The sequence below is a fragment of the Dactylosporangium sp. NPDC050588 genome, assembly GCF_040654975.1.
Taxonomy (GTDB): Bacteria; Actinomycetota; Actinomycetes; order Mycobacteriales; family Micromonosporaceae; genus Dactylosporangium; species Dactylosporangium maewongense.
The window spans coordinates 12,003-27,669 of record NZ_JBFAJA010000133.1; the positions used below are offsets into that span (position 1 = coordinate 12,003).

The window sequence follows — 15,667 nt, forward strand, 5'->3', positions numbered from 1 at the left end:
GCACTGCCGCCGCGACGATTGCCCCCGCGAGGGCGGTCAGTGCGGATCTTGTTCGGGGTCGCATAAATTTCACCGTAGACTTCACATCACCCCGATATGGGCATTTTTCATCATTTGCCGCATCTCGGCGCGGATTGCAACCGAAGCGTCCACGGGGCGATGCCCGGGGTCGTGACGAGCCGCGGCGTGAACGCGGCCGACGGCGACGGCAGCGGGCCCGTGATGAGGTTCAGCGCGAGCGTGCTGCTCTGCCCGGGCTTCAGGTCGACGGTGAAGACCGCCACGGTCCGGCCCAGCTCGAAGCCGCTGCCGTAGTCGACGGGCGCGCCGTCCTGCGTGGCGTCCACGGGCGCGCCGCCGGTCGGCATGTACACCATGACGTTGGTCCGGACCGTGTAGTCGCCGGCCAGCCCCAGCCCGAGCACGCTGCGCGGCAGCCCGCTCGCCGGCGCCGTCGAGCCGAGCTTCACGGTGAGCCGCAGGTGCCGCGAGCCGTCCTCCAGGCACTCCCCGGCGCTCAGCTCCGCCTCGCGGGTCAGGTAGTAGCCGAGCTTCGCGCCGGTGCCGTCGTTGAGGAACACGCCGACCGTCGGCCGGGCGCCGTCGTCGGCGGGCAGCGTGCCGGCGAAGCCGGTCGCGGCGATCTCGGCCTGCTCCTCGGGGTGCGCGCTCCACGCGAGGAGCCGCCGCTCGTCCGCGGCCTTCCGCAGGGCCGGCACCAGCTTCGAGGTGTCCGCCAGCGCGCCCGTCAGCTTGTCGAAGACCGCCTTGGCGGCGTCGGCGAAGAAGGCGTCCTGCGACTTCTGGTCGGCGATCGTCAGGTACACCTCCGACAGCAGCCGCCGGACCGCGGTCGGCGCGGTGAGCGGGGGTCCGCCGGCGACGTCGACCGGTCCCGTCGCCTGCAGCAGGTAGGCGAGCGCGACCGGGTCCGTCGCGAGGACACCGTCGACCGTCTGACCGGAGCGCAGCCGGTACATCTCGCGGTACAGGGCCGCCGCGGTCGGGAAGTCCGGGGTGAGGTTCACGTCGGCGGGGAACCGGCCGAGCCGGTCGGTGTGCAGGTCCTCCTGGTCGGCGTCCAGCGGCAGGACGGGCGCGGCGAACTCGCGGATGTCGGTGGCGGCGGCGCCCTGCCGCGCGATGGTGATCGCGCCCTTGTCGACCCTCAGCACCACGAACGCGCCCGGCATCCCGCCGGTGGCCCGCACCTCGGCGAGGTTCTGGAAGAGCACCAGGTAGGTGCGGGGCGCGGCGGCGCCGAGCATCGCGGGCAGCAGCTTCGCGGCGCGGGCGGCCGGCGCGAGCAGCGGCGCGACCCGGCGCAGGGCGTCGTCGAGGCGCTGCACGGCGGCGCGGACCCGCCCGTCCAGCCCGCCGCGGTCGAGCGCGGCGAGCCGGGCCTGCGCGGCCCGTACCAGCGAATCCGCCGCCGCGAGCCGGGGCGCGGCACCGGTCACCGCCGCGAGGCCGTCCCGCCCGGCGAGCGTCGACTGCAGCCCGCCCGCGACGTCCAGCATCGGCGGGAGCACGCGGGTGGCAAGGTCGTCGACGATCCGGGCGACGGCCGCGACCGCCGTCAGATCGTCGCCGGCCATCGGCGCCGACCGGCCCATGCCCCACGTCAGGCCGGAGGTGTCGGACCTGGCCTCCGCCGTCTGCCGGCGCAGGTCGGCGGTGGTGCGCCGGGCCGCGGCGAGGTCACCGGCGCGCAGCGCGGTCTCCAGCGAGCCGACCAGGGTGGCGGCGCGCTGGAGGTGCCCGGCGGCGGAGTCGGCGACGACCATCAGCCGCACCCCGGCGCCGGCGAGGAGCAGCAGCACGACGGCGACGGCGAGCACCACCTTGCGCCGCCGGGTCCGCAGCAGCCAACGCAGGTGGGCAGAAGCACCGGTGATCTCAGTCGAGCTGCCGTGCACCGCCGACGACCTCCTTGACCTTCTCTGGCTGGGTGATGACGCGCAGCGCGCGGTAGAAGTCGGCGCGGCGCCGGCCGAGGGTGTCGGCGGCGTAGTTGCGCGCCCGGGCGAGGTTGCGCGCCGACGCGGCGGCGAGCGCCTGCGGGTCGGCGACCAGCGCGGTGATCGCGTAGGCGAGGGCGACGGGGTCGTCGGGCGGCACCAGGTGCGTGCGGTCGAGCAGCTCGGGGGTGCCGCCGACGGTGGTGCCGACGGCGGGCAGCGCCCTGGCCATCGCCTCGATCAGCGCCCGGGGCAGGCCCTCGGTGCGCGACGGCAGCACGAAGAGGTCGGCGTCGTCGAGGAACAGCCGCACCGCCGCGCCGGGCGGGACCGCGCCGGCGAACGCGACCCGCCCGCCGAGGCGCCGCTCCCGCACGAGCCGCTCCAGGTCGCGGCGGCAGCGGCCGTCGCCGAGGTGCACCAGGTGCGCCTCCAGGCCGGCCTTCACCAGCAGCGGCAGCGCCTCGATGAGGGTGTCGATCCCCTTGTACGGCTGTTCGAGCGAGCCGACGGAGACCAGCCGGACCGCGACCTTGGGCGAGCCCTCCACCCGGGGCTTGTCGACGAACGCGGCCTCGTCGAGCTGGATGCTGGAGTACGCGGCGGTCACCGCACCGGGCGCGGCCGGGTACCGCGACTGCAGCGCCCGCTCGGTAACGTAGGCGACGGCGACGGCGCTGCGGCACTGTGCCCGCAGCCGGGCGGTGAACCAGGCGCGCAGCAGCGGGCGCAGCGGGTGGCGGATCGCGCCGGGCGCGAACACGTCGTAGGGGTCGCCGACGACCTCGAGCCCGTACGGCCGGCTCGAACGGCGCAGCGCGCGGTGCAGCAGCGTCCCGATCGCGGACGGCACCCGCAGCAGGACGGCGTCGCCGGGCTCGACGGCGGCGCGGACGGCGGCCCGCACCGCGCGCAGGCGCCGCAGGTACTGCAGCGGGCCGACGTAGTAGGGCACCGCGTGCACGGTGACGTGGTCGCCGTCGACGCGCTCGGCGTCCGGCGGGCGGCCGCCGCGCTCGGCGACCCGGGCCACGATCCGGACCTCGTCGAAGACGGCGAGGTAGCGCTGCCAGAAGTCGTACGCGGCACCGGTCGTGCTCCACACCCGCCCGTCTGGGGTGCGGGCGTACCGCTGCTCACAGCTCACGACGAGACGCATGCGGGCACCGCCTCCGGTTCCTCACTGATCGGTTCTTCCACCCGGACCGAGACCAGGCGGAGCGCGCCGTAGAACAGCAGCCCGTACACGCAGGTCTTGAGCAGGCTGCCGCTCTCGCCGCGGAAGCCGTACATCCAGGCGACGTTGAAGAGCACGCTGGCGTACGCGTAGACCGGCGCCCGGTCGAGCCGGTTGATCAGCAGCCGGTGCACGGCGGTGAGCCCGGCGAACAGCGCCGGGATCCCCCACAGCCCGAAGTTGAGGTACGCCTCGCCGGTGAGGGAGAAGCCGTACCCGGAGGCGCTGCCGGGCGCGTACCGGTCGACGAGCCACTGCGACAGCGCCGGCTGCGCGTGCCCGGGCAGCAGGTTGACGAGCGCGTGCAGGTAGGTGGCGCCGCGCGCGAACGGCTCGACCGACGGCACGTGCGTCATCACCCACGTGTCGACGAAGAGCACCGAGCCCTGGTTGAGCACCTGGCTGGTGTCGGCGGGGCCGTCGCCGCGGAGGCTGAAGATCATGGTCGCGCCGACCAGCAGCAGCGCGCCATAGCCGACCGGCCGGGCGAACGAGCCGCCGCGGGTCAGCTCGCGGTGCAGGATCAGGCTGAAGATCACGAAGACGAAGTCGCGCTCGCCGGTGCTGAGGCAGTAGACGACGTAGACGGCGAAGTTCAGCCGGTACGTGAAGCGCCCGGCGCCGCTGCCGTCGGCCATGTAGTACAGCGCGCAGGCGAACATCTCGAACAGCAGGTAGTCGTAGTGGCCGGGCCCGGCGACGTCGATGCGGTCGAGCTTGGTGCCGGCGAGGAAGCTGGTGCCGCCGAGCACGAGGACGGTCGTCGCGTAGAGCGTAAGCAGGGCGAGGACGACGGGCAGCAGCGGGAAGCGGTGGGTGGTCGCGGGCGCGGCGATGTCGTGGCGCTGGCGCACCAGCAGGCCGGCGGCCAGGACCCCGGCGAACGCGAGCAGCAGGCCCAGCGCCGCCCGGCCGATCAGGGCGGTGTTGGTGCCGAAGTAGATCGCCCCGCCGAGCAGGTAGCTGACGACGGGCCCGAAGCCGAAGAGGAAGAAGTACGCGGCGACGTAGGCGAGGACGTCGCGGGCCCCGCCGACGAGCAGCAGCACCGGGATCACCAGCCCGGCGAGCAGCACCGCGTACCAGGGATCAAAGGTCACGCCGCAGCAGCTCCCACTTGAGGCCGGCGTGGACGGCGGCGGCCGCGACGGTCGCCCAGGCCGCGCCGGCGATGCCGTAGCGGGGCACGAGCACGAGCGCGGCGAGGATCGTGGCGGCGAGGACGGCGGCGTTCACGGCGAGCTGGCCGGTGAAGCGGCGCACCGCGGACAGGGCCGCGTCGAGCACGAAGCAGCTCGCGGCGACGGCGGTGGCGATGGTGAGGACGGTGAGGGTGCCGGCCTCGTCGGCGTACTCCTCGCCGTAGACGGCGCGCAGCACCTTCGCGCCGAAGAGCTCCGCGGCCCAGACGGCGACGACCCCGGCGACGGTGATGCCGATGAGCGACTGCCGCACGAGCGCGGCGAACCGCTCCCGGGCGCCGGCGGCGCGCAGCTCGACGAGGCGCGGCAGGAGGGTCTGCGCGACGGCGGAGACGAGCAGGTTGCCGGTGAGGACGAGGTAGCCGGCGGCGGCGAACGCGCCGAGGGCGGCCGCGCCGAGGCGGTCCTGCAGCGCGTACCGGGGGACGTTGGCGGTCAGGGAGGTGATCCCGGAGGCGAGGCCGAGCGGCAGCGCCGTCCACACGAGCGCCCCCGGCCCGGGCGGGCTGAACCGGTGCGTGTGCCGCTTCGGCGGGTCGGCCTTCAGGCTCGCCTTGGCCGTGGCGTCCAGCAGCCGGGAGGCGAGCGGCGCGCAGAAGCCGAGCCAGGCGATCAGCGAGCCCATCGCGGAGCCGGCGGCGGCCCAGGCGACGCTGCCGGTCGCGGCGAGCAGGACGCCGGTGAGCGCGATGGTGAGCGCGCCGTTGGCGAGCTGCGCGACGGCGATGCCCCGCTGGTCGTGGTGGCGTTGCAGCAGGCCGAGGTAGATGTCGCCGACGCCGTCGAACGCCTTGGCCAGGCCGACGAGGACGACGACCGCCGGCGGCAGGTCGAAGGCCCACACGGCGACGCCGATCGCGGCCGTCGCGGCGGCCATCCCGGCGAGCCGGACCCGCAGGTACCGGCGGAACGGGTGCTCGTGGAAGGTGTCGGTGACCAGGACGGTGCGCAGCGACAGGTTCGCCAGCAGCACCACCGGGGCGCCGACGGCGAGGCCGAGGGCGTAGTCGCCGACCATGGACTCGGTGCCGAGCCGGGCGACGACGACCAGGACCAGCCACTGGCACAGGGCGTAGCCGGCGTTGCCGACCAACCCCCAGCCGACGTTGCCGGCGAAGGACGGCCGGCGCTTCGACGGGGCGGCATGGCGGACGGGCGTCTTCGGTGACCGCAGCTGTGTCATCTTCGGACGACCCGTTCCAGCACGTCGGCGACGGCCGCGGCGGCCGGCCCCTCGGCGAACCGGTCGACCACCAGCTCCCGGCTCAGCGCCCCGCGGTGGCGCAGGGTGCCGGCGAGGAACTCCGCGTGCGCCTCGTGCAGCGCGGCGACGAGCGCGTCGACGTCGTCGCGGGGCACCAGCCAGCCGGACGAGGGGTCGACGGTCTCGGGCAGGGCGCCGGCGTCGGACACGATGCTCGGCACGCCCATCGCGCCGGCCTCGCGGGCGGCGCCGTGGTTCTCCGACAGCGACGGGCTGACGCTGACGTCGGCGGCGGCGTAGCAGTCGCGGACGTCGAGCGTGGACTCGTGCCAGTCGACGCCCGGGTCCTTCGCGACGCCGAAGCGGCTGATCAGCTGCCGCCGGTAGGTCTCGCCGGCCGCGTTGAACCCGCCGCCGAGCAGGATCAGCCTGGCGTCGGGGACGTCGCGGCGGAAGCGCCGCCACGCGGTGAGCAGGATGTCGTGGCCCTTGATGCCGCGGCCGCGGTGGGTGAGCCACTTCGGCGGGTACACGTAGGCGACCATGCACGCGGTGAACGTGGTGCCGGCGAGGCCGAACGCGTCCCGGCACGCGGCCCGGTAGGCGGCCGACGGCGGCGAGAAGTGCTCGACGTCGGTGCCGTAGTGGACCGGCACGACCCGCGAGTCCGGCATGCCGATGGCGCGGTAGAGGGTCGCGGTGTGCCGGCTGCCGCTGATGACGACCTCGTCGCGGCGGCACAGGACCCGCTCGACGGTGCGGATCAGCGGCGACTCGAGAAACAGCGGGCCGGGCACCATGTGCACGCGCCGGGCGGGCAGGCCGAGGCTGGCGATCCGGGCGGCGAGCGCGGACGCGTACAGGTGGTAGTGCAGCACGTCCGGGGCGAGCGCGCGGAGCTGCCCGCGCAGCCGCAGCAGCCCGGCGGCGGTGGCCGGGGTGGGGCGGAACCGGAAGTCGAACCCGGACTGCACGACGTCGATCCCCCGGTCGTGCAGCGCCTTGCGCAGCTGCCCCTCGCTGCCGGGCGGCAGCACGGCGACGACCTCGTGGCCGCGCCGGCGCAGCTCGTCGAGCTGCGGCACGGTCCACCGGCCGCCGTCGTCCGTCTTGATGATCATCGCGACCTTCACCGCGCCGGAACCCCCTTCACGGTCGCCTTCGGCTCGACGTCGCGGGTGACGCACGCGCCCGCGCCGACGGTGGCGCCCTCGCCGACCCGCAGGCCCTGCAGCACGCAGGCGGTCGTGCCGATCAGCACCTCGGACCCGATCCGGCAGTCGCCGGAGATCGCGGCCAGGGGGTTGACCTGGACGAAGTCGGCGAGCTCGGTGTCGTGGCCGACGGTGCAGTTCTGGTTGAGGTGCACGTGCCGGCCGATGCGCACGTCGGTGGTGACGCGGGCGCCGGCGAACGCGACGAACCCCTCGCCGAGGCACGCGTCCGGCCCGATCGTCGCGGCCGGGTGGATCAGGGTGGCCGCGGCGAGGCCGTGCGGCCGCAGCTGCTCGTCGAGCCGTGCCCGGACGCGCGGGTCGCCGATGCCGATCACGTAGCCGATCGAGGGGCGCTCCTCGCCGAGGCGGGTGCTGGGGCCGAGGAACGGCACGCCGAGCGCGGACACCCGGTCGAGGTTGCGCTGGGTGGGGTTGTCGTCGACGAACCCGCGCACGGGCATGCCGGCGGCCCGGGCGATGGTCAGGATCTCCCGGCCGTGGCCGCCGATGCCGACGATGACGAGACCGTTCCTCACGCCTGCCGCCCTTCCGGCACGGCGCGCAGCTCGTGGTTGGTCGCGGAGCCGGCCGCGGTGACGCCGTCGCGGCGCACGACCGTGCGGACCGTCGCGGCCAGGATCCGCAGGTCCATCCGCAGCGACCGGGCCCGCACGTAGTGCAGGTCGTGGGCGAACTTCTGCTCCCACGTGAGGTTGTTGCGGCCGAGGACCTGGGCCAGGCCGGTGATGCCAGGCCGCACGTCGTGCCGGTGCGCCTCCTGTTCGGTGTACCGGCCGAGGTACGCCACCGGCAGCGGGCGCGGGCCGACGAGGCTCATGTCGCCGCGCAGGACGTTCCACAGCGCGGGCAGCTCGTCGAGGCTGGTGGCCCGCAGGAAGCGGCCGGCGGCGGTGAGCCGCTCCGCGTCGCTGCCCGGGTCGAAGCCGCGCGGGGACGGGCGCATCGTGCGGAACTTGACGAACGTGAACGGCCGCCCGTGCAGGCCGGTCCGCTCCTGCCGGAACAGCACCGGCGACCCCATCGTGCAGCGGACGAAGACGGCGGTGGCGGCGATGACCGGGGCGAGGACGACCGTGGCGGCGGCGGCGCCGGCGAGGTCCAGGGCGCGGTTCACAGGAACTCGTCGATCGCGTCGAAGACGCGCCGCTGGGCGGCGTCGCCGAGCTGCGAGCCGCTGGGCAGCGCCAGGCCGGTCGCGAAGAGGTGGTCGGCGGCGCCGGTCAGCCAGCTGCGGGCCTGGCGGTACACCGGCTGCCGGTGCATCGGCTTCCACACCGGCCGCGTCTCGATGTCGTGCCCGGCGAGATGCTCGCCGAGCGCCGCGGCGGACCAGCCGGACTCGCGCTCCTCGACCGCGACGACGGTCAGCCAGCAGTTGGATCCGTGCTCGCCGTCGCCGACGATCCGCACGCCGGGCACGCCGGCGAAGGCCTTGGCGTAGCGCTCCCGCAGCTGCCGCCGCCGGGCGAGCATCCCGTCGAGGCGGGACAGCTGCGCGCGGCCGACCGCGGCGAGCAGGTTGCTGAGCCGGTAGTTGTACCCGACGTCGGCGTGCTCGTAGTGCGGCACCGGCTGCCGGGCCTGGGTGGCCAGGTGGCGGCAGCGCTCGGCGAGCGCCGCGTCGTCGGTGACGAGCATCCCGCCGCCGGACGTGGTGATGATCTTGTTGCCGTTGAATGACAGCGCGGCGGCCCGCCCGAAGGACCCCGCCGGCCGGCCGTCCCGGGTCGCGCCGAGGGCTTCGGCCGCGTCCTCCAGCAGCGGTACGTCCAGCGTCTGCAACCTCTGGTGGTCGGCGCAGGCGCCGAAGAGATCCACCGGGACGACCGCGGCGACGCGCCTGCCCTCGCGGCGCAGGTCGGCGACGGCCCGCTCGGCGAGGGCGGGGTCGATGTTGCCGGTGTCGGGCTCGCTGTCGACGAAGACGGGCTCGGCGCCGGTGTAGACGACGGCGTTGGCGGTGGCCGCGAAGGTCAGCGTCGGCACGATCACCGTGTCGCCCGGCCCGACGCCCATCGCGAGCAGCGCCAGGTGCAGCGCGGCGGTGCCGGAGCTGACGCCGACGGCATGCGCGGTGCCGCACCGCTGGGCGACCTCGGCCTCGAACGCGTCGAGATCCGGCCCGACGGGCGCGACCCAACCGGAGCGTAAGGCGTTGACGAGGTAGCGCTCCTCGGTGCCCGAGATGTCGGGCGCGGACAGGAAGATGCGTGAGTTCATCGGGGGCTTTCCATGCTGTTCGTCTGCCGGGCCAACCTGTGCCGCTCGGCCATGGCCGAGCGGCTGGCCCGGGCCGGTGGCCTGGACGCCGCGAGCGCCGGCACGCACGCGATGCCTGGCCTGGACATGCCGCCCGAGGCGAAGGCGGTGCTGCTGGAGCGGGGCGCGGACCCCGCGGGCTTCGCCAGCCGGCGCGTCGACGCCGCACTGCTGGCCGGCGCCGACCTGGTGCTGACCGCGACGCGGGCGGAGCGGGCGCACTGCGTGACGCTCGCCCCGGCGACGGCGGCGCGGACGTTCACGCTGCGCCAGTTCGGCCGGTACCTGGCGGCGCTGCCGCCGGAGCCGACGACGCTGCGCGACATCGCACGGGTGCGGGGGCGGCTGCGGGCGGGCTCACCGCTCGACGACGACCTGACCGACCCGTTCGGCGGCCCGGTCGAGGGGTTCCGCGTGTGCGCCGGGACGATCGCGGACATCATCGCCCTCCTGGCCGGCCGGCCGCGTCGAGATCCCGGGTGACCGGCGCCGGCTTGCCGGCGGCGGCGGCGGCCTTCAGCAGCGGCGCGCCGGCCCGGGTGCCGTAGTAGGCGTAGGAGTAGGCGTCGTCGCCGCCGGACTTCGCGCCGTTGAGCACGCAGCCGAAGAGCCGGGCGGAGACCGCGTCGATGGCGAGGACCGCGGAGCGCACCTGGGTGACGGTGGTCTTGCCGGCCCGGGTGACCAGAACGGCGCCGTCGGCGCGGCTGGCCACGACCGCGGCGTCGGTGACGACGAGCAGCGGCGAGGTGTCGACGACGACGTAGTCGAAGTCCTCGCCGGCGGTGGCGAGCAGCCGGGCCATCTGCTGCGAGCCGAGCAGCTCGCTCGGGTTGGGCGGGATCGAGCCGCTGGCGAGCACCCACAGGTCGCGGTCGCCCCACGGCTGCGCGGCGGTGTCCAGGTCGACCTGGCCGACGAGCACGTTGGTGAGGCCGACGGCGCCCTCCAGGTCGAGGTACTCGGCCAGCTTCGGCCGCCGCACGTCGGCGTCGATCAGCAGGACGCGGTGCCCGTTCTCGGCGAGGACGATCGCGAGGTTGCAGGCGATCGTCGACTTGCCCTCGTCGGGCAGCGCGCTGGTCACGACGATGCAGCGGGCCCGCCGGTCGGGGTCGACGAACTGCAGGTTGGTGCGCAGGTGACGCATCGCCTCGCCGCGCGGCGACCAGGTGGCGTCCTCCAGCAGGAGCGGCTCCTGGCGGGCCCGCGGGTCCAGCGGCACGGTGGCGAGCACGGCCTTGCCGCCGGCCTGCCGCAGCGCGGTCGCGGAGCGGACGCTGCTGTCCAGGATCTCCCGCAGGACGGCGCCGGCGGCGCCGACGAGCAGCCCCATCAGCAGCGCGACGGCGAAGTTGCGGGCGGGCTGCGGCGAGACGGGGTCGGTGCCGACGCGGGGGCCGGTCACCACGTCGACGCGGACGGTCGGGCTGTCGCCGCCCGGCGGGGTCTCCAGGACCGCGACGAGGGCGGCGAACTGCGTCGCGACGGATTCGGCGATGCGCAGGGCGCGGTCGCTGCGGGTGTCCAGCACGGTGATGTCCAGCAGCACGGTGTCGGGCACGGTGCGCGCGCTGATGCGTGCCTTGACCCCGTCGGCGTCCAGGCCGACGCCCGGGTCCGTGGCGACGGCGCGGGCGAGGCGGTCGCTGGTGACGAGGTTGACGTAGGAGCGGGCGCGCTGCTGCGAGAACAGGCCGCCCTGGTAGGCGTCGGTCACGCCGCTGCTCGGGGTGCTGACGAAGAACGTCACCGAGGCGGCATACGTCGGCGCGGTGCGCGCGGTGATCACGACCGCGGCGACCAGGGCCAGGCAGGCGGTCGTGGCCACCAGCCACCAGCGTTTCCGGACCGCGCTGACATAGTCGCGCAGCTCCATACGCCATGACCTCCCGTGTTCGCTTCTTCACGAAGAGTGACATGTTGTCATGGCGCAAGAGGTGAAACGGTCTAATTTCCCCTATCCGGTTTTACCGGGATCTCATCTGCCAAATCGTGAAGAATGGTCGCCGTGTCGAAGGGGGAACCGATGGACGACCACAGGCCCTCCGGGCCCGCGGACTGGCCCGCCGACCTCTGCGCCTGGGCCGGCGGCCTCGCGCTGGCGATCACGATCGGGCCGGACCGGCCGTCGCTGCTCACCGCGGGCGCCGCGATCGTCCTGGCCGCCGCGGCGCACACGGCGATCGCGTGGCCGGTCCACCTGTACCGGCGCCGCTACGGCCACGGGACGCTGCCCGAACTGCGAGCGCTCGCGCTCACCGTCGCCGCGACCGGCGGGCTGCTGTGGGTCGCCGGGGTCGCCCCGGCGGCGGTCGCCGGGGTCGCTGCGATGGCCACCCTGCTGGCGATGGTCACCGGCCGCGCGGCCGGGCGGCTGCGGCGCGAGCGGCGGCTGCGGGTCGCCCCCTCCGCGCAGGCCGTGCCGGTGCTCGTCTACGGCGCCGGCGCCGCCGGCCACCGGCTGCTGCGATCGATGGCGCACGACCCGCACTGCCGCTACCGGCCGGTCGGCATCGTCGACGACGACCCGGCCAAGCAGAACCTGCGCGTCGAGGGCGTCGCCGTGCTCGGCGGGCGGGCCTCGCTCGCCGCCGTGCTCGCCCGGACCGGCGCCGAGGTCGTCATCTTCGCCATCCGAGCCGATGACGGCGCGCTGCTGCGCGACGTCCGGGCCGTGACGACCGCCGCGCGGCGCGACCTCAAGATCCTGCCGTCCATCGACGAGAGTCTCGACGGGCCCGTGGGCGTCGCGGAGATCCGCGACGTGCAGCTGTCGGACCTGCTCGGCCGCCGCCAGATCGACACCGACCTGGCCGCGATCGGCGACTACCTGGCCGGCCGGCGGGTCCTCGTGACCGGCGCCGGCGGCTCGATCGGCTCCGAACTGTGCCGGCAGCTGCACCGCTTCGGCCCGGCCGAGCTGATGATGCTCGACCGCGACGAGTCGGCGCTGCACGCGGTGCAGCTGTCGATCCACGGCCGGGCCCTGCTGGACAGCCCCGAGCTGATCCTCGCCGACCTGCGCGACGCCGACTCCATCGCCGCGGTCTTCGCCGAGCGCCGGCCGGAGGTGGTGTTCCACGCCGCCGCGCTCAAGCACCTCACGCTGCTGGAGCGGCACCCGGCCGAGGCGTTGCAGACCAACGTCCTCGGCACGCTCAACGTCCTGTCGGCGGCCGCCGCGGTGGGGGTCGAGCGCTTCGTGAACATCTCCACCGACAAGGCCGCCAACCCGATCAGCGTCCTGGGCTACACGAAGCGGATCACCGAGCGCCTGACCGCGCACCGCTCGACCGTCGCGGCCGGCACGTTCCTCAACGTCCGGTTCGGCAACGTGCTCGGCAGCCGCGGCTCGGTCGTCACCGCCTTCCAGGCGCAGATCGCCGCCGGCGGGCCCGTCACCGTCACCGACCCGGACGTGACCCGCTTCATGATGACGGTCCAGGAGGCCGTGCAGCTGGTGATCCAGGCCGCCGCGCTGGGCGCCGGGGGCGAGGCGCTCGTGCTGGACATGGGCACCCCGGTGCGCATCGACGACCTGGCGCACCAGCTCGCCGCGCAGGCCGAGCGGCCGGTCGACTTCGTCTACACCGGCCTGCGGCACGGCGAGAAGCTGCACGAGGAGCTCTTCGGCGCCGGCGAGATCGACCTGCGGCCGCTGCACCCGCTCATCTCGCACGTCTCGGTGCCGCCGCTCGACCCGTCGCTGGCCCTCGCGCTGGACGTGCGGTCCTCGCCGGCGGCCCTGGTCGGCCAGCTCGCCGACCTGTGCCTGGTGCCGTCCGTCGAGCCCGCCGCGCTGCCCGCGGTGTCTTCGAAGGCGACCGCGGCGCCTATCGCGGTGCCGAGGCTATCTGCCGCTCGTACCAGCTGACGGTCTCGGCGAGGCCCTGGTCGAGCGGGACCGGCCCGTGGCCGGGGAAGAGCTCCCGCAGCCGGGACGACTCCGCCTGCGAGTCGCGCACGTCGCCGGGCCGGGCGGGGTCGAAGACCACCTCGACCGGCCGGTCGACCAGCCCGCGGATCTTGTCGATCAGGTCGACCAGCGACGTGCGGGTGCCGAACGCCAGGTTCACCGGGGTGGGGCTGGTCACCCGGCGGACCGCGGCGTCAGTGAGCAGCCGCGCCACCGATCCGACGAACGTGAAGTCCCGCGTCTGCCGCCCGTCGCCGTGGACGTGCAGCGGCTGCCCGCGCAGCGCCGCGTCGGCGAACGTCGGGATGACCGCGGCGTAGGCGTGACCGACGGACTGCAGCGGCCCGTACACGTTGAAGAACCGCAGCGCGAGCACCGGCAGGCCATAGGTGGCGCCGTAGGCCAGCACCGACGACTCGGCCGCGAGCTTGCTCGCCGCGTACGGACTCTGCGGGCGGGTCGGCAGCTCCTCGTGCTTCGGCAGGACCTTCGTCGGCCCGTACACCGAGGACGAGGACGCCGTGATGATCGGCGTGCCGCCGCGCCGGCAGGCCTCCAGCACGTGCATGGTGCCGGTGGCGTTGACCAGGTGACTGCGCAGCGGGTCCGCGACGGACCGCGGCACCGACGGCCGGGCGGCCAGGTGGATGACGACGTCGGCCCGCTCGACCGCGTCGTCGATCGCGGGCCGGTCCAGGATGCTGCCGGTGACCAGCGTCGCGCCGACGCCGTCGAGGTTGCCCTCACTGCCGGTGCTCAGGTCGTCGAACGCCACGACCTCGTGCACGGCAGGGTGGGTGACCAGCTCCCGGCACAGGTTTCCCCCGATGAACCCCGCGCCGCCGGTGACCAGAACTCTCATCACCGGGCACAACGGCGACCGGGCCGAGCAGGTGACGCCACGGACGAGGTCACCGTTTTTCCGGATGAACCCGTCCTTTCGGACAGCATCGAGGTCTGCGAATCTCGAAGATCCGTGAGACGTTGGTGGGCATGACCGAACAGCAGCTCGCCGGCGGCGGCGTCAACCAGGTCGTCCGGGTCGGCGCGACGGTCCGGCGCCCGGCCGGCGCCTGGAGCCCGCGGATCCATCAGCTCTTCGAGCACCTGCAGACCCGCGGCTTCACCGGCGCGCCCCGCTCCTTCGGCACCGACCCGCTGGGCCGCGACGTCTTCAGCTACCTGCCCGGCGACGTCGGCCACGACCCGTGGACGCCCGCCGTCGCCGGCGACCCCGCCCTGACCAGCGCCGCCCGGCTGCTGCGGGCCTACCACGACGCGACCGCCGACGTCGCCGCGAGCTGGCGCGACGGCTGGCAGCAGCCGGCCCGCGAGCCCGTCGAGGTCGTCTGCCACAACGACGCCGCCCCGTACAACTGCGTCTACGACGGCGACCGCGCCATCGGCCTGATCGACTTCGACGGGGCGGCCCCCGGCCCGCGCTCGTGGGACCTGGCGTACGCGGTCTACCGCTTCGTCCCGCTCGGCTCCGCCGCCGGCGAACGCACCGCCGAGCGCCTCGACCTGTTCTTCGACGCGTACGGCGCCGACCCCGCGCTGCGCGAGGCCGCGCTCGCGTCCGTCGCGCCCCGCCTGCGCGCCCTCACGGACTCCATGCGCGCCGAGGCCGCCGCCGGCAACGAGGCGTTCGCCGCCCACATCGCCCGCGGCGACCTCGAGCACTACCTGCGCGACATCGCCCTGCTCAGCTGAGGTCCATCCGCGGGAGGACGTCCTTGGCGAGGGCGGTGGCGAACTCGACCGGGTGGCGGTCGGGCATCGTCATGACCTCGGTGACGCCGAGGCGGCCGTAGGCCTCGACGTCGCGGAGCCAGGCGTCCGGGTCCTCCAGCGGCGGGCGCGTGATCAGCACGGTCTTGACGATCCCGGCGTAGTCGCGGCCCTCGGTGTCGCAGTGGGCGCGCAGGACGTCGAGCTTCGCGGCGACGTCCTCGGGCGTGGAGCCGAAGAGGTTGCAGGCGTCGGCGTACTTCGCGACCAGGCGCAGCGTCTTCTTCTCGCCACCGCCGCCGATCATGATCATCGGGCGGGCGCGGCCGAGCGGCGGCGGGGAGTTGAGCGTCTCCGTCAGCCGGTAGTGGGTGCCCTCGAAGGGGCCGTTGTCGTCGCTCCACATCTGCAGGCAGATCCGCAGCGTCTCCTCGAGGCGCTCGAAGCGCTCCGCCATCGGCACGACGGGCACGCCCAGGCCGCGCTGCTCGCGCTCATACCAGGAGGCGCCGATCCCGAGCCGGGCCCGGCCCGCCGACAGCACGTCCAGCGTGGTGACGATCTTCGCCAGGAGGCCCGGGTGGCGGTACATCACGCCCGTCACCAGCAGGCCCAGCGTCATGCGCTCGGTGAGGGCCGCGAGGTAGCCCAGCGTGGTGTAGCCCTCCAGCATCGGCTCCTCGGCGGGCGCCATGCCGTCCATCTGGAAGTAGTGGTCCATGACCGTGAAGGACGCGACCCCCGCCTGCTCGGCGATGAGGGCCGTCTCCTTCAGCGTCGGCGCGATGGCCGCCGGGTCGGCGGGTGTGGAGAAGTTCCAGTAGGGCGCGTTTCATAACGGGTCAGAGCCACTCGCCGATGATGGTGATGGTGAGGACTGCCTGCCAGCGGACGGCGAGTTTGTCGTACCGAGTGG

14 protein-coding genes are annotated in these 15,667 nt (G+C 74.4%); 3 read left to right on the forward strand and 11 right to left on the reverse strand.

Features of this window, described 5'->3' with window-relative positions:
• Positions 1-110 precede the first annotated feature (110 nt).
• The 8 genes from AB0I21_RS53290 to AB0I21_RS53325 are packed head-to-tail and all read right to left on the reverse strand — an operon-like array spanning position 111 to position 9,062.
• Positions 111-1,919, reverse strand: a complete 1,809-nt coding sequence (locus tag AB0I21_RS53290) for a DUF4012 domain-containing protein (protein ID WP_360573074.1) — start codon at positions 1,917-1,919, stop codon at positions 111-113.
• Positions 1,900-3,120: a glycosyltransferase family 4 protein gene (locus AB0I21_RS53295; protein ID WP_360573076.1), complete on the reverse strand. Its 1,221-nt coding sequence runs from the start codon at positions 3,118-3,120 to the stop codon at positions 1,900-1,902. The genes AB0I21_RS53290 and AB0I21_RS53295 overlap by 20 nt, the downstream gene beginning before the upstream one ends.
• Positions 3,105-4,298 carry a hypothetical protein gene (locus AB0I21_RS53300; RefSeq protein WP_360573078.1) on the reverse strand — a complete coding sequence of 398 codons (1,194 nt, stop codon included), beginning with the start codon at positions 4,296-4,298 and terminating at the stop codon, positions 3,105-3,107. The genes AB0I21_RS53295 and AB0I21_RS53300 overlap by 16 nt, the downstream gene beginning before the upstream one ends.
• Positions 4,288-5,583: a lipopolysaccharide biosynthesis protein gene (locus AB0I21_RS53305; protein WP_360573080.1), complete on the reverse strand. Its 1,296-nt coding sequence runs from the start codon at positions 5,581-5,583 to the stop codon at positions 4,288-4,290. The genes AB0I21_RS53300 and AB0I21_RS53305 overlap by 11 nt, the downstream gene beginning before the upstream one ends.
• Positions 5,580-6,725, reverse strand: a complete 1,146-nt coding sequence (locus tag AB0I21_RS53310) for a glycosyltransferase (protein ID WP_360573082.1) — start codon at positions 6,723-6,725, stop codon at positions 5,580-5,582. Before AB0I21_RS53310 ends, AB0I21_RS53305 begins: the two co-directional genes overlap by 4 nt.
• 8 nt (positions 6,726-6,733) lie before the next feature.
• On the reverse strand, positions 6,734-7,357 hold the full coding sequence (locus AB0I21_RS53315) for an acetyltransferase (protein ID WP_360573084.1): 624 nt from the start codon (positions 7,355-7,357) through the stop codon (positions 6,734-6,736).
• The gene (locus tag AB0I21_RS53320; protein WP_344515214.1) at positions 7,354-7,956 is read right to left on the reverse strand and encodes a sugar transferase; all 603 of its coding nucleotides are present in this window, start codon (positions 7,954-7,956) and stop codon (positions 7,354-7,356) included. The genes AB0I21_RS53315 and AB0I21_RS53320 overlap by 4 nt, the downstream gene beginning before the upstream one ends.
• Positions 7,953-9,062, reverse strand: coding sequence for an aminotransferase class I/II-fold pyridoxal phosphate-dependent enzyme (locus AB0I21_RS53325; RefSeq protein ID WP_360573087.1), 1,110 nt, complete (start codon positions 9,060-9,062; stop codon positions 7,953-7,955). Before AB0I21_RS53325 ends, AB0I21_RS53320 begins: the two co-directional genes overlap by 4 nt.
• Before the next feature lie 12 nt (positions 9,063-9,074).
• On the opposite strand from AB0I21_RS53325, the gene AB0I21_RS53330 reads away from it, so the two are divergent.
• Positions 9,075-9,584, forward strand: coding sequence for a low molecular weight phosphatase family protein (locus tag AB0I21_RS53330; protein WP_344515218.1), 510 nt, complete (start codon positions 9,075-9,077; stop codon positions 9,582-9,584).
• On the opposite strand, the gene AB0I21_RS53335 is transcribed toward AB0I21_RS53330, so the two are convergent.
• On the reverse strand, positions 9,541-10,980 hold the full coding sequence (locus tag AB0I21_RS53335) for a polysaccharide biosynthesis tyrosine autokinase (protein ID WP_360573089.1): 1,440 nt from the start codon (positions 10,978-10,980) through the stop codon (positions 9,541-9,543). The genes AB0I21_RS53330 and AB0I21_RS53335 overlap by 44 nt on opposite strands.
• A gap of 150 nt (positions 10,981-11,130) precedes the next feature.
• Here AB0I21_RS53335 and AB0I21_RS53340 point away from each other — a divergent pair, with 150 nt between their 5' ends.
• Positions 11,131-12,978, forward strand: coding sequence for a polysaccharide biosynthesis protein (locus AB0I21_RS53340; RefSeq protein WP_360573091.1), 1,848 nt, complete (start codon positions 11,131-11,133; stop codon positions 12,976-12,978).
• On the opposite strand, the gene AB0I21_RS53345 is transcribed toward AB0I21_RS53340, so the two are convergent.
• Positions 12,938-13,882, reverse strand: coding sequence for an NAD-dependent epimerase/dehydratase family protein (locus AB0I21_RS53345; protein WP_360573093.1), 945 nt, complete (start codon positions 13,880-13,882; stop codon positions 12,938-12,940). The genes AB0I21_RS53340 and AB0I21_RS53345 overlap by 41 nt on opposite strands.
• A 131-nt stretch (positions 13,883-14,013) precedes the next feature.
• Between AB0I21_RS53345 and AB0I21_RS53350 the strand changes: the two genes are divergently transcribed.
• Positions 14,014-14,733, forward strand: coding sequence for an aminoglycoside phosphotransferase family protein (locus AB0I21_RS53350; protein ID WP_360573095.1), 720 nt, complete (start codon positions 14,014-14,016; stop codon positions 14,731-14,733).
• On the opposite strand, the gene AB0I21_RS53355 is transcribed toward AB0I21_RS53350, so the two are convergent.
• Positions 14,726-15,538: an LLM class F420-dependent oxidoreductase gene (locus AB0I21_RS53355; protein ID WP_360573097.1), complete on the reverse strand. Its 813-nt coding sequence runs from the start codon at positions 15,536-15,538 to the stop codon at positions 14,726-14,728. The two genes, AB0I21_RS53350 and AB0I21_RS53355, sit on opposite strands and share 8 nt — an antisense overlap.
• Positions 15,539-15,667: the final 129 nt, after the last annotated feature.

Coding starts and splice junctions, on each gene's coding strand:
- AB0I21_RS53295 (WP_360573076.1), bottom strand. CDS start 3,120: ATGCGTCTCGTCGTGAGCTGTGAGCAGCGGTACGCCCGCACCCCAGAC.
- AB0I21_RS53305 (WP_360573080.1), bottom strand. CDS start 5,583: ATGACACAGCTGCGGTCACCGAAGACGCCCGTCCGCCATGCCGCCCCG.
- AB0I21_RS53310 (WP_360573082.1), bottom strand. CDS start 6,725: ATGATCATCAAGACGGACGACGGCGGCCGGTGGACCGTGCCGCAGCTC.
- AB0I21_RS53325 (WP_360573087.1), bottom strand. CDS start 9,062: ATGAACTCACGCATCTTCCTGTCCGCGCCCGACATCTCGGGCACCGAG.
- AB0I21_RS53330 (WP_344515218.1), top strand. CDS start 9,075: ATGCTGTTCGTCTGCCGGGCCAACCTGTGCCGCTCGGCCATGGCCGAG.
- AB0I21_RS53335 (WP_360573089.1), bottom strand. CDS start 10,980: ATGGAGCTGCGCGACTATGTCAGCGCGGTCCGGAAACGCTGGTGGCTG.
- AB0I21_RS53340 (WP_360573091.1), top strand. CDS start 11,131: ATGGACGACCACAGGCCCTCCGGGCCCGCGGACTGGCCCGCCGACCTC.
- AB0I21_RS53345 (WP_360573093.1), bottom strand. CDS start 13,882: ATGAGAGTTCTGGTCACCGGCGGCGCGGGGTTCATCGGGGGAAACCTG.
- AB0I21_RS53350 (WP_360573095.1), top strand. CDS start 14,014: ATGACCGAACAGCAGCTCGCCGGCGGCGGCGTCAACCAGGTCGTCCGG.